The sequence below is a fragment of the Olleya sp. Hel_I_94 genome (assembly GCF_007827365.1).
Taxonomy (GTDB): domain Bacteria; phylum Bacteroidota; class Bacteroidia; order Flavobacteriales; family Flavobacteriaceae; genus Olleya.
This window is the reverse complement of sequence record NZ_VISI01000002.1, coordinates 2,361,963-2,375,504: the sequence shown is the minus strand read 5'-3', so window position 1 is coordinate 2,375,504 and position 13,542 is coordinate 2,361,963. Positions and strand designations below refer to the sequence as shown.

Annotated in this window: 10 protein-coding genes; 6 read left to right on the top strand and 4 right to left on the bottom strand. The window is 32.3% G+C overall.

The genetic code is table 11. The annotated features are described in order from the left end of the window. The first annotated feature begins 64 nt into the window (after positions 1–64). The 6 genes from JM82_RS13900 to JM82_RS13875 all read left to right on the top strand — a co-directional run bounded on the left by JM82_RS13900 (position 65) and on the right by JM82_RS13875 (position 9,715). On the top strand, positions 65–2,230 hold the full coding sequence (locus JM82_RS13900) for a prolyl oligopeptidase family serine peptidase (protein ID WP_145005245.1): 2,166 nt from the start codon (positions 65–67) through the stop codon (positions 2,228–2,230). 146 nt (positions 2,231–2,376) lie between these two features. Continuing rightward, positions 2,377–2,799, top strand: coding sequence for a hypothetical protein (locus tag JM82_RS13895; RefSeq protein ID WP_145005242.1), 423 nt, complete (start codon positions 2,377–2,379; stop codon positions 2,797–2,799). Positions 2,800–2,945: 146 nt separating this feature from the next. Next, the gene (locus tag JM82_RS13890) at positions 2,946–4,028 is read left to right on the top strand and encodes an efflux RND transporter periplasmic adaptor subunit (RefSeq protein WP_145005238.1); all 1,083 of its coding nucleotides are present in this window, start codon (positions 2,946–2,948) and stop codon (positions 4,026–4,028) included. Positions 4,029–4,053: 25 nt separating this feature from the next. Continuing rightward, complete coding sequence (locus tag JM82_RS13885; protein ID WP_145005235.1) at positions 4,054–7,305, top strand: efflux RND transporter permease subunit; 3,252 nt, start codon at positions 4,054–4,056, stop codon at positions 7,303–7,305. Further along, positions 7,298–8,737, top strand: a complete 1,440-nt coding sequence (locus JM82_RS13880; protein ID WP_145005232.1) for a TolC family protein — start codon at positions 7,298–7,300, stop codon at positions 8,735–8,737. Before JM82_RS13885 ends, JM82_RS13880 begins: the two co-directional genes overlap by 8 nt. Before the next feature lie 66 nt (positions 8,738–8,803). Continuing rightward, positions 8,804–9,715, top strand: a complete 912-nt coding sequence (locus tag JM82_RS13875; RefSeq protein ID WP_145005229.1) for an ABC transporter ATP-binding protein — start codon at positions 8,804–8,806, stop codon at positions 9,713–9,715. A gap of 190 nt (positions 9,716–9,905) precedes the next feature. On the opposite strand, the gene JM82_RS13870 is transcribed toward JM82_RS13875, so the two are convergent. The 4 genes from JM82_RS13870 to JM82_RS13855 are packed head-to-tail and all read right to left on the bottom strand — an operon-like array spanning position 9,906 to position 13,541. Then, complete coding sequence (locus tag JM82_RS13870; RefSeq protein ID WP_145005226.1) at positions 9,906–10,367, bottom strand: 3-oxoacyl-ACP synthase; 462 nt, start codon at positions 10,365–10,367, stop codon at positions 9,906–9,908. After that, complete coding sequence (mtgA, locus tag JM82_RS13865) at positions 10,360–11,046, bottom strand: monofunctional biosynthetic peptidoglycan transglycosylase (RefSeq protein ID WP_145005222.1); 687 nt, start codon at positions 11,044–11,046, stop codon at positions 10,360–10,362. The genes JM82_RS13870 and mtgA overlap by 8 nt, the downstream gene beginning before the upstream one ends. Before the next feature lies 1 nt (position 11,047). After that, complete coding sequence (locus JM82_RS13860) at positions 11,048–12,160, bottom strand: NAD(P)/FAD-dependent oxidoreductase (protein ID WP_145005219.1); 1,113 nt, start codon at positions 12,158–12,160, stop codon at positions 11,048–11,050. A gap of 22 nt (positions 12,161–12,182) precedes the next feature. Then, entirely contained in the window at positions 12,183–13,541 is a 1,359-nt protein-coding gene (locus JM82_RS13855; RefSeq protein WP_145005216.1) for a hypothetical protein, read from the bottom strand. Between the last annotated feature and the right edge of the window lies 1 nt (position 13,542).

Sequence of the window (13,542 nt, the reverse complement as noted above, 5' to 3'; positions counted from 1 at the left end):
AGTTAGTAGTAAACATGTGCTTTTTTGGTTAATTTTATTCACATAATTAAACCATCCCTTCAACATGAAAAAACTAGCTATTGGTATTTTAACCGTAATAACTATTATGTCTTGTAAAAAAGAAGCAACAAAAAAAGAAAAAAGTATCGTAATAGACTACCCAACAACTAGTAAGGTTGACACTGTAACTAACTATTTTGGTACAGATGTAGAAGACCCTTACAGATGGTTAGAGGATGACAGAAGTCCAGAGACAGAAGCTTGGGTAAAAGCAGAAAATAAAACTACTTATGCTTATTTAGACAATATTCCTTACAGAAAAAAACTAAAGCAACGTTTAGAGAAGTTATGGAATTATGAAAAAATTGGAGCGCCTTTTGTAGAGGGTGACTATACCTATTTTTATAAAAACGATGGCTTACAAAACCAGTATGTAATCTACCGTTATAAAACCGGAGAAGACCCAAGTACAGCAACCGTGTTTTTAGACCCAAATACATTTAAGGAAGATGGTACTATATCGCTTGGAGGTACTAGCTTTTCTAAAAACGGAAAGATACTAGCCTACGCAATTTCTGAAGGTGGAAGTGATTGGCGAAAAATTTTAGTAATGGACACCCAGTCTAAAACAATTATCGAAGACACCTTAGTAGATATAAAATTTAGCGGAATGTCTTGGTACAAAAACGAAGGCTTTTATTACTCAAGCTATGACAAACCAAAAGGTAGCGAGTTATCTGCAAAAACAGATCAGCACAAAGTATATTACCATAAACTAGGGACGTCGCAAAAAGAAGATCAGTTAATTTTTGGAGGAACAGCTTCTGAAAAACACAGATATATCTACGGAAGCGTAACAGAGGATGATCGATATTTAATAATATCGCCACGTGTATCGACCTCTGGAAACAAATTATACATTAAGGATTTAACACAACCAAACTCAAAATTAGTAGAGATTATTGGCAACACAGATAGCGACACTTATGTAATTGAAAACGAAGGCTCAAAATTATTCTTAGTAACAAATCATAATGCACCTAACAAAAAAATAGTTACCGTTGATGCCTCAAATCCAACACCAGAAAACTGGGTAGATTTTATTCCAGAAACTAAAAATGTATTAAACCCATCAACAGCAGGTGGCTACTTTTTTACTGAGTATATGGTAGATGCAGTATCTAAAGTAATGCAGTACGACTACGATGGTAAATTAGTAAGGGAAGTAAAACTTCCTGGTGTAGGAAGTGCTAGTGGATTTGGTGCTAAAAAGGAAGAAAAAGAATTATACTATTCATTTACAAACTATGTAACTCCAGGAAGTATTTATAAATATGATATTGAAACCGGAACTTCAGAGCTATTCCGTAAACCTAATATTGATTTTAATCCTGAAAATTACGAAAGCAAACAAGTCTTTTATAACTCAAAAGATGGTACAAAAGTACCAATGATTATTACACATAAAAAAGGATTAACGCTTGATGGTAAAAACCCAACAATCCTATATGGTTATGGTGGTTTTAATGTAAGTTTAACACCTAGTTTTAGCATTGCTAATGCTGTATGGATGGAACAAGGTGGTATATATGCTGTACCTAATCTTCGTGGTGGAGGTGAATACGGAAAAGCATGGCACGATGCAGGAACACAACTTAAAAAACAAAATGTGTTTGACGATTTTATTGCTGCTGCAGAGTACCTTATTAATCAAAAATATACCTCATCAGACTTTTTAGCTATTAGAGGTGGTTCTAATGGAGGTCTTCTAGTTGGAGCAACAATGACCCAACGTCCAAATTTAATGAAGGTAGCTTTACCTGCGGTTGGTGTTTTAGACATGTTACGTTACCACACGTTTACAGCTGGAGCAGGTTGGGCTTATGACTATGGTACTGCAGAAGATAATAAAGAAATGTTTGATTATTTACTAGGCTACTCTCCTGTACATAATGTAAAAGAAGGCACACAATATCCAGCTACGATGGTTACAACAGGTGACCATGACGACAGAGTTGTACCTGCACACAGTTTTAAATTTGCTGCAGAATTACAAGCTAAACAAACCGGAAACAATCCTGTTTTAATCAGAATAGAAACTGATGCAGGACATGGAGCAGGAACACCTGTAAGTAAAACTATAGAGCAATATGCTGACATTTACGGATTTACATTATACAATATGGGTTTTGAAATTTTACCAACCGAAATCGAAGACTTTAAAGATTAAAACAAACACATACAACGTATTAAAAACCTGTAGGTACAATATCCTACAGGTTTTTTGTATATTATATTTCTAGTCTTAAATAACACATAAAAAACAATCTTTATTTTGGTGATATTAGTCAATTGATATAATTTTGCATCCATAAAATGAAACAAATTATCTCTAAATATTTGACGCTAATAATACTCTTGTTATTCTCAGGAGTAATAAACGTATTTGCAAATAGTACATTAGATAATAATTTCACTTTAATTAGTACATCTAAATCTGAAACAACAATCCCAGTTTCAATAGATGACATCTCAAGTCAATCCGCTCACTTTTCAATTTTCAATAATCAAGACAACCAATTAATTTTTGATTATACAGAAAGTGAAGAAGCAGAAAATGAAGAATCGGTAACAAATACCACTATAAATTCTTTTGGTAGCTATATAGCTGCATTTTTAAACGCTCAATTATTAAGCGATTTATCCTCTCAACTTCAAGCAGAGGCTAACCATTACAAACAAACTTTTTGTCAACCTTCGACAAAACTTCACATTAGATTAGAGGTTTTTATAATCTGATTTTCTTTCTTTTTTAAAACCAATTTGCAATTGGTTTATTACTTACAAAACATTTAACATAACACAAATAGCCAGTCATATGCCTTATTGGCAATGACTGGCTACAATCACATTTTATTTTACCAATTTATTTTAAATAAAAAATTATGAAAAAAATCTTCATTTTCATGGGTTTATTCGCATGTCTATTTCATACAAGTTGCGAAACTAAAAAAGAAGAAAAGAAAGAACATGTTGCTTTTCTTGTTACAAATCCTATCAAAAAAGACACCACTATAATTAAGGACTATGTTAGTCAAATTCACTCCATAAGACATATAGAATTAAGAGCTTTAGAGAAAGGTTATCTCAAAAGTATATTTGTAGACGAAGGTCAACACGTTAAAAAGGGACAACCTATGTTCCAGATAATGCCAAATATTTATCAAGCCGAACTACAAAAGGCTAAAGCCGAATCTAATGCTGCACAAATTGAATTACAAAACACTAAACTATTAGCAGAAGGCAATGTCGTTTCTCAAAATGAATTAGCTATGGCAAATGCCAATTTAGATAAAGCAAATGCTGAAGTTGCTTTAGCACAAACTCATTTAGGTTTTACTAAAATAACCGCACCTTTTGATGGTATCATGGACCATTTAGAAGCAAGAGAAGGAAGTCTTTTGGACGAAGGAGAGTTACTAACCACGTTGTCTGACAATAGTAAAATGTGGGTGTATTTTAACGTACCAGAAGCGGAATACCTAGATTATATAACAAGCACAGACAAAGACGTTAAAAAAGAAGTTGGCTTACTAATGGCTAATAACAAACCATTTAACCAAAAAGGCATTGTTGAAACTATAGAAGGAGAGTTTAATAGCGAAACCGGAAATATTGCTTTTAGAGCCACGTTTCCTAATCCTGATGGTATTTTAAGACATGGCGAAACTGGTAGTGTATTAATGTCTATCCCTTTTAAAGATGTTATAATTATACCACAAAAAGCCACTTTTGAAGTGTTAGATAAAACCTATGTTTTTGTAATAGATAAAAATAATGTAGTAAAACAAAAAGAAATTACAATTGGAGCAGAGCTACCACATCTATTTATAATAAGCAAAGGGCTTTCGCAAAACGACACGATTTTATTAGAAGGTATAAAAATGGTTAAAAACAATCAAAAAATAGAAACCAAGTTTTTAGAGCCAACCAAAGTAATGTCTGAGTTAGACTTATACGCTGAATAATTTTAGAATTTAATCTTCAAAAGACATGTTTAAACAATTTATAAAAAGACCCGTTTTGGCTATTGTCATTTCGGTTATCATCTTATTTATAGGTGGTTTAGCTATCAAGCAACTCCCTATATCTCAATTCCCTCAAATAGCACCAACAACAGTAAATATTTTTATAGCCTATCCTGGTTCTAGTTCAGAGGTATTAGTAAACTCTACCTTAATTCCGCTAGAAACAGCCATAAATGGTGTGCAAGACATGCGTTATATAGCATCAGATGCAACAAGTGCTGGTGAAGCTACAGTACGTGTGATTTTTGAACCAGGAACAGATCCTAACGAAGCTGTTGTTAGGGTTAAAACACGTGTGGATCAGGTCATGCCATTATTACCAGAGTTAGTGCAACGTGAAGGTGTAATTATAACACCTGTGCAACCTAGTATGTTAATGTACGTTAACCTATCTAGTACAGATAAGCACAACGACGAAAAGTTTTTATATAACTATGCATATACCAAAATAATCCCAGAAATACAGCGTATTAAAGGGATTGCAAGTGCACAAATTTTAGGAAGCAGAAAATACGCAATGCGTGTTTGGTTAAAACCAGATCGTATGCGTGCCTATAATATTTCTGCAGAAGAAGTTTTAGAAGCAATGGAAGAGCAAAGCATTTTAGCTAGACCTGGTCGTTTAGGTAGAAGTTCTGGTAAAACTGCACAATCTTTAGAATATGTACTAACCTATCAAAATAGATATAACGAACCTGATCAATATAAAAACATCATTGTTCGAGCAAATAAAGAAGGTGAAACCATTCAACTTAAAGATATTGCTGATGTAAATTTAGGTAGTGAATTTTTTGACATTTATTCTAATTTAGATGGTAAACCATCCGCCTCAATAGTCCTAAAACAAACGTTTGGTAGTAATGGTAGTGATGTTATTAAAGAGGTAAAAGCCAAATTAGCAGAGCTAGAAGTAGATTTACCACCTGATGTAGATTTCCAAATTAGTTATGATGTGTCTAACTTTTTAGACGCGTCTATAGAGCAGGTTTTACATACCCTTAGAGATGCCTTTATTTTAGTAGCCATTGTTGTCTTTTTATTTTTAGGAGATTGGCGCTCGACACTAATACCAATCATTGCAGTACCTGTATCCTTAATTGGTGCCTTTTTTGTAATGCAATTATTTGGGTTGTCAATTAACTTAATTACTCTTTTTGCATTAGTATTAGCAATTGGTATTGTAGTAGACAATGCTATTGTTGTTGTGGAAGCAGTCCATGTTAAAATGGAAGAAGACCACCTCACACCCTACAAAGCATCTTATGAAGTATTAGGCGAAATTGGAGGAGCAATTGTAGCCATAACCTTAGTAATGGTTTCGGTTTTTATACCTATTTCATTTATGACAGGTCCTGTTGGTGTATTTTATCGTCAATTTTCGATTACTATGGCTGGTTCAATTGTAATTTCAGCAATTGTAGCATTAACATTAACACCAGTTTTATGTGCAATGCTACTTAAAAATAACCATGGGAAAACTAAAAAATCTATTGTAGATAAATTTATACTTTGGTTTAATAATGGTTTTGAAAAACTTACAGGAAAATACGTAGCAGTACTAAACAAAATAGTAGCGCGACGTATTATAACCTTTGGGATATTAGCAGCATTTTGTGCAGGAATATATTTTACTAATAAAGTATTACCTGCTGGTTTTATACCTAACGAGGATCAGGGAATGATTTATGCCATTATCCAAACGCCTCCTGGAGCAACTTTAGAACGTACAAATGAAGTTGCTAAAAAACTTCAAAAAATTTGTGAAGAAACCGAAGGTGTAGAATCTGTGTCATCACTTGCTGGTTATGAGATTATGACAGAAGGTCGAGGCTCTAATGCTGGTACGTGTTTAATTAATTTAAAACCTTGGTCAGATCGTCACCACTCTGTGCATGAGATAATGGAAGAACTTGAAGAAGAAACCAAAGATTTAGGAGCTGTTATCGAGTATTTTGAGCCTCCTGCAGTACCTGGTTTTGGATCTTCTGGTGGATTTGCAATGCGCTTACTAGACAAAACCAACTCTACAGATTATCAACATTTTGAAAAGATTAATAACGCCTTTATAGCTGCATTGTCCAAACGTAAAGAGCTTACTGGATTATTTACTTTCTTTTCTGCAAACTATCCTCAATATGAGTTAAAAATAAACAACAAAATTGCTATGCAAAAAGGAGTAACTATTAGTAAAGCAATGGAAAATTTAAATATTTTAATTGGTAGTACTTACGAGCAAGGTTTTATTCGATTTGGTAGATTCTTTAAAGTATACACACAAGCAGCACCAGAATATAGAAGACTACCATCTGATCTAGAAAAGCTTTATGTTAAAAACGAAGAAGGAGATATGGTACCATACTCTGCTTTTATGTCTATTGAAAAAAAATTAGGACCAAATGAAATTACACGATATAACCTTTACAATTCTGCGTCAATAAGAGGGTTACCTGCTTCAGGATATACAAGTGGTGACGCCATAAACGCGATAAACGAAGTAGCTAAAAAAGAGCTACCCAATGGATATGACATCGCTTGGGAAGGCCTGTCCTATGATGAAGCCAGTAGAGGTAATGAATCGACTTATATATTTATTATAGTTTTAGTATTTGTCTACTTTGTGTTAGCTGCACAATACGAAAGTTTTTTATTACCATTGGTGGTTATTTTATCACTTCCTGTGGGTGTTTTTGGATCATTTTTCCTATTAAAAGCAATGGGATTAGCTAATGATGTTTATGCACAAATTGGAGTAATCATGTTAGTAGGACTACTTGGTAAAAACGCAGTATTAATTGTGGAGTTTGCAGTACAAAAACAAAGACAAGGCGCTACAATTCTAGAAGCAGCAATTGAGGGTTCCAAAGCTAGATTTAGACCTATTTTAATGACGTCCTTTGCTTTTATTGCAGGATTAATTCCCTTAATAATAGCAACAGGTGCAGGAGCAATTGCTAATAAAACCATAGGAAGTTCATCATTAGGAGGTATGTTAATAGGGACTATTGGTGGAGTATTAATTATTCCAGGATTATATTACATTTTCGCCAAAATGGCTGAAGGAAAAAGTCTAATAAAAGATGAGTCGCTTGAGCCTTTATCTGAAGAATTTATTAGAAATAGTGAATCTGCTGGACAACAAACTAAAAAGAATACTGAGCAGATTGTTAAACTAAAAAATCTATTAAAAAAACTAAGCAAAAAAAATAAAGATGAATAATAAAACCATAAAACATCTTTTTGTTGTTAGCATCATGATTGTACTATTATTACAATCATGTGTGCCAACACAAATAGCGATAAGAGAAGAAAATAAAACCATTTCTGAGACTTACAGTAACAATAGTAGTGATACACTAAACACAGCAGTTGTAAAGTGGAAAGACTTTTTTTCCGACCAAAATTTAACAAACTTGATAGACTTGGCATTAGCTAATAATCAAGAATTAAATATGATGCTACAGCAAATTAATATGGCTGAAAACGAAATAAAAGCTAAAAAAGGAGACTATTTACCTTATGTAGGTGTTTACGCTGGTGCGGAAATTGATAAAGTTGGTGAATTCACCAGAAATGGTGCTGTAGAGCAACACTTAGACATACGTGAACATGAAGAATTTCCGGAACCATTAACCAACTTTTCGGCAGGACTTTCTGCCTCTTGGGAATTGGATATTTGGAAAAAACTTAGAAATGGTAAAAAATCAGCAGTTTTAGAATATTTAGCAACTATCCAAGGTAAAAACTTTATGGTTACGCAATTAGTTTCAGAAATAGCAAGTGCCTATTATGAGCTTATTGCTTTGGATAACCAACTTACTATAGTTAAACAGAACTTAGACTTACAACAAAGTGCTTTAAAAATGGTAAAGCTTCAAAAAGAAGCTGCTAGAGCAACACAGCTAGCTGTTAGACGCTTTGAGGCTGAGGTTTTTAAAAATAAAAGTAATAAATATCAAATTCAGCAAAAAATAGTAGAAACAGAAAATTTGATTAATTTTTTAGTTGGAAGATACCCACAAACAGTAATCAGAAATTCTAATGATTTTATAACTAAAGAAGTAGACGTTATGCACTCTGGTGTACCCTCACAATTATTAGCCAATCGACCAGATATTAGACAAGCTGAACTAGAGTTATCTGCCTCAAAGTTAAACGTAAATATAGCTAAGGCAAATTTCTATCCTTCCATTGGTATTAAAGCTGGTGTTGGATTAGAAGCTTTTAAACCTAAATTTTTAACTAGCACACCAGAATCTTTAGCGTATTCTTTAATTGGAGATATAATCGCTCCATTAATTAACCGAAATGCAATTAAAGCAGAATATAAAACTGCCAGTAACAAGCAACTTCAGATTATTTATGAATACGAAAAAACGATTTTAAATGCGTTTATAGAAGTAGAAAATCAATTATCTAATGTAGAGAATTTAAACAAAAGTTACCTTTTAAAAACAGAACAAGTGGAGGCACTTACGGAAGCTATAGATCTTTCTATTAGACTTTTTAAATCTGCAAGAGCAGAATATACAGAAGTACTCCTTACACAAAGAGAAGCATTAGATTCTAAAATTGAAATTATAGAAACTAAACGCGACCAATTATTAGCTAATGTAAAACTATATCAAGCTTTAGGTGGTGGATGGAATTAAAAAACAATAATAAATTTCAAAACCGTTCCATTTGGAGCGGTTTTTTTATACTATTTTTGCACGACTATGCTAGCAGTAAAAAATCTTTCTTTTTCGTATAATAAAACACCTGTTTTAAAAGACATCTCTTTAATTGCTAATCAAGGTGAACACGTTGCTATTATTGGCGAAAGCGGTTCTGGAAAAAGCACTCTTTTAAATCTTATTTTTGGCGAATTTGACTTAAATGAAGGTCAGATTTTCTGGAAAGACCAAGAGATTTTAGGTCCTAAATATAATCTTGTGGTTGGTTATGAATTCATGAAATATGTCTCTCAAGAATTTGACTTAATGCCTTATATAACCGTTGAAGAAAACATTGGTAAACACCTGTCTAACTTTTTTCCAGAAGAAAAAAAAGAACGCACTGCAGAGTTACTAGAAGTTGTAGAACTTACTGAACTTGCTAAAACCAAAGTAAAAACCTTAAGTGGTGGTCAAAAACAGCGCGTCGCATTAGCACGTGCATTGGCAAAACAGCCAGAAATTATTTTATTAGACGAGCCTTTTAGTCATATTGATAATTTCCAAAAACAATCACTTAGACGTAATGTGTTTAGATATTTAAAAGACAAAAACATCACATGCGTTGTTGCAACACATGACAGAGAAGATGTTTTAGGTTTTGCAGACAGAATGATTGTTTTATACAACAACAAAATTGTTGTTAATGATAGCCCAGAAAATTTATTCAAAAATCCAGAAGCACCATTAATAGCTTCGTTTTTTGGCGAGTTTAATATAATTAACGATGCAATAATATACGCGCATCAATTAAAAATGGTAACCAATTCTGAGCTTAAAGCTACAGTGTTGCACTCTTATTTTAAAGGACACTATTACTTAATTGAAGCCTTATTAGGTGATGACATTGTATTTTTTGAAAGTAAAACAAACTTAGAAAAAAATACTACTCAGTATTTAGAAATCACAAAATAGCATAACCGCTAAAAGCACCATGATGTGTCAACGAAAAAGAGACAGCTAACAAGACTCTATTATGCTGTAATTTAGGCACACCAATGTTGTTTTTAATACTAGTTCCTTATTCTAAATTTAAGGGAATTATATTCAACTTTTTTCTAATTCAATTTCACTAAAGATACCTCGAAAATTGTTGACTTAGACGTTAGTTAACATTTGTTATTGAAAAATTTTGTGCCCTAAAAACAATATCATCGCCAATGGTTTTACCTAAAAGCAATTGTGCAATAGGCGTATTGGCTGCAATTGCGTAAAATTTTTGAGTGTCAACCTCTAGCTCTCCAGCACTAATAGCAATGTAATAATTGGATTTTGTAGTATACACAACACTACCTAAACCTATAATTTTAGAGGTCTTTTCTGTACTTATTTTTGCTAATAATTGATTTACTTTTTGGATTTGAGCCAATTGATGTCCTGCTTTTTCGCGTTCTAATTGCACCATAGCTCGCCCAGTTTCATGCTTATCTCCAGCGCTACTTTTAGTCTCAGAGGTTAAGGATTCTTGTAATTCTGAAATTGTTTTATTTATAGTATCTAGTCTATTTTGTGTAAACAAAACACAACCATTATGTAATGCTTGTTTAATTTTTTCAGTTCTATTCATCCTCTGTTTTATAATTTAAAGGACCATAAAAATTCATCTGTTTTATTATCCAACTTTTTCTAAAGGCTATGTAATTAGTAACAGGATTAGCCTTGTATTTTCTTGGGTTTGGCAAAATTGCAGCTATTGCAGACGCTTCCAATTTTGATAATTTAGATGCTGGTTTTTTAAACCAATATTGTGCTGCTGCTTCGGCACCATAGACACCATTACCCATTTCTATACTATTTAAATAGACTTCCATAATGCGCTCTTTGGACCAAACCAACTCTATTAAAAAAGTAAAATACGTTTCTAATCCCTTGCGTAGCCAACTACGTTCTGGCCACAAAAACACATTTTTTGCTGTTTGTTGGCTAATGGTACTTCCACCTTTAATACGTTTTCCTTTTTTATTGTTTTCGTAAGCTTTTTCAATTGCTTTTAAATCAAATCCATTGTGACTTAAAAAAATTTGATCTTCGCTACAAATCACTGCTAGTTGTAAATTTTTAGAGATATTTTCTATTGGCTCCCAATCGTGATTCAATAATTTTGGACTGTCTTTTTCAAAATATCTAATGACCATTAATGGTGTTATTGGTACAGGCATCCACTTGTATAAAATGACCACACCAACGGTTGAAATAATAAACCAAAGTAAACATTTAGCTAAAAACTTGAATATTTTTTTAAACATATTACTCTATTAGGTTTGCTAATTCTTCTCCTATTAAACTTCCAATTGCAACTCCCATTCCGCCTAATCGCACACCACAAAACACATTATTACTAAGCTGTTTTACAATTGGTTTTTTTTGAGTTCCTACACCCATAATTCCGCTCCATCGATGCTCTATTTTAAATGATATATTAGGTAAAATTGTAGTGTTTAAAAGTGATTCTAATTTATTTTGAATTAAGTCCGTTTGTTCCAAATCCGTAGTTTCTTCTGCTTTAAAATCTAGATTACGACCACCTCCAAATAGTATTCTGTTATCGATGTTTCGGAAATAATAATACCCTTCATCCAAATGAAACGTGCCTTTTATATGAAGGTTTTTTATTGGTTTTGTAATTAACACTTGTGCTCTTGCTGGTTTAACTTCAGGAATGTTTAAAACCGAAGCGAAGCCATTTGTTGCTATTAATAATTTTGATGTTGAAAAACTAAATTGATTGGTATCAACTTTTACAGTATTGGCATCTTCTGAAAAACTAGACACCGAAACATTATTAAGTATTTTAATGCCTTTTAAGAACGCTTTTTGTAGTAAAGCCTCCATCATGAGACCTGTGTCTATTTGTCCTTCAAATTGATTAAAACAGTACTGATTCTTAATATTATTAAAGCGAAAGGTGTTGTCTTTTAAACTAAAAACGTCGTCACCAAAAACAGATTTCAATAAATTATTGACTAACGTTTTTTGTTCTAGACAGATTTCAAATAAATCACTGTTAGTATTAAACAACTCATAACCTCCTAATTGTTGATAATCTATGGTTTTGTCTCCTAGGTTTTCTCTTAATTTTTGTAATCCTTTGACACGTTTTTTAACCAAGTCTAAAACCTCTTGTTCACTATGTGTTTTAAGGTCATCTACAATTTCTGACAAGCTACCATAACAGGCAAAACCTGCATTTTTAGTACTTGCGCCTTGAGGTAAGGTGCCTTTTTCTAAAATTAAAATGTTAGCTTTTGGAAATCTTTTTCTTAAATGTAAAGCGCAATTTAAACCCACAATTCCACTACCAACAATAGTGTAATCTACGTTGGTTAGCCATGATTTTATTTCCCAATAACTTAATGTCATTTTAATAAGATACTAAATTTGTTTATTCTTTTTGATTAATAAAAAATTGTGCGAGCGCATTTATGTCTTCGTTTTTTAAATTGAATTGACCATCAATTGCTATCGTTTCGTTTTTAGAATTATTTCCAACAATTTTTAAGGTTGTCAGTTTTTCTAAATAACTATTCAGTAGCGGAAAATGATTCTGCTTTTGCAGCCTTTCAAAATAAACTTTTAAAGCAAAAACTTCCGAAGTTTCGCTTAATTTAGATTTTACTGTATTGGATAAATTGGTACTTGCTTGCAAACTTTTAGCGTTAGTAGAATCTATTTTAACTTGATACAAAGGAAATATATCTTTACTTAATTTACCATCTTTTACTATGGCTATTTTTTCTAAATATTTATAAAGTTTTGAAGCGTCAGATGTTAATTGCAAATTAATTTCTGGTACTTGTTTTGTTACCGTTGTTAAGGTTTCTACTTTTTCAAAATCGTCATTATACTCATAAGTTATTACTGAATCTAATTGTGTTGTCGATTTAGCAATTTCTAGAGCCATATGACCTTTATAATATGTATCTAAACTGTCTGTATCTACAGCTTGATTTTTGTGTTTAAAGCTGACATACTTTAGTGTTGAAAGTAGATTAAGATTAAATGTTACACTAGCATCTTTAGAAAAATTTGTGCTTTTATAAACTTTTGGTGTATCCAAAAATACAGGCAACACAAAATCACCTTGTATTACAGCTTTTCCAGATTGAAAATTAATAGCCAAATGATCTGTTTTTGTGAGGTAGTTAAAATGTCCATCTGCATCCTGTAATTTCTCCCATTTTACATCTAACTTTGTTAATGTTTTATGGTCTACCAATATATCTTCAAATACTTGATTTACATCTTCTTTACTTGGGTTGTAAGCTAAAACTGCTTGTGTTTTGTTAAATGCTATAATCATACTATTATTAAATAATGTTGCAACAGTATAGTCTTGGCTATCTTTAAAATCTTCCGCTCTATAATTAGCTTTAAGGTAGCCCTTAAAGGTGTTTTGTTCTGAAATTTTAAAGGATGTAAAAACTGTAGTTATAGGTTGTCCCTTAACAGTGTATAAAAAGATGTTTGCTGGAATATTGAATCCTTTTTTTTGTTTGTCATCGTCATCATAAATAGTGTCTTTCTCTCTTTTTGATTTTAAATAAAATGAAGGATTTGCTATTGCATTTAACACTAGTGATTGAGCGATACCGTCTATATTCACCTTAACTATTTGATTGGCCTTATAATGAATCACATCTTGGTAAGACGTGTAATTACGGTACATTAAAAAGCCTTTAAAAGCCAAAAGCAGCACACTAATAATAATGGCTGCTTTTTTTAATATTTTCTTAATTTTCATT

Coding starts and splice junctions, on each gene's coding strand:
- JM82_RS13875 (WP_145005229.1), top strand. CDS start 8,804: ATGCTAGCAGTAAAAAATCTTTCTTTTTCGTATAATAAAACACCTGTT.
- JM82_RS13900 (WP_145005245.1), top strand. CDS start 65: ATGAAAAAACTAGCTATTGGTATTTTAACCGTAATAACTATTATGTCT.
- JM82_RS13855 (WP_145005216.1), bottom strand. CDS start 13,541: ATGAAAATTAAGAAAATATTAAAAAAAGCAGCCATTATTATTAGTGTG.
- JM82_RS13880 (WP_145005232.1), top strand. CDS start 7,298: ATGAATAATAAAACCATAAAACATCTTTTTGTTGTTAGCATCATGATT.
- JM82_RS13860 (WP_145005219.1), bottom strand. CDS start 12,160: ATGACATTAAGTTATTGGGAAATAAAATCATGGCTAACCAACGTAGAT.
- JM82_RS13870 (WP_145005226.1), bottom strand. CDS start 10,367: ATGAATAGAACTGAAAAAATTAAACAAGCATTACATAATGGTTGTGTT.
- JM82_RS13895 (WP_145005242.1), top strand. CDS start 2,377: ATGAAACAAATTATCTCTAAATATTTGACGCTAATAATACTCTTGTTA.
- mtgA (WP_145005222.1), bottom strand. CDS start 11,046: ATGTTTAAAAAAATATTCAAGTTTTTAGCTAAATGTTTACTTTGGTTT.
- JM82_RS13885 (WP_145005235.1), top strand. CDS start 4,054: ATGTTTAAACAATTTATAAAAAGACCCGTTTTGGCTATTGTCATTTCG.
- JM82_RS13890 (WP_145005238.1), top strand. CDS start 2,946: ATGAAAAAAATCTTCATTTTCATGGGTTTATTCGCATGTCTATTTCAT.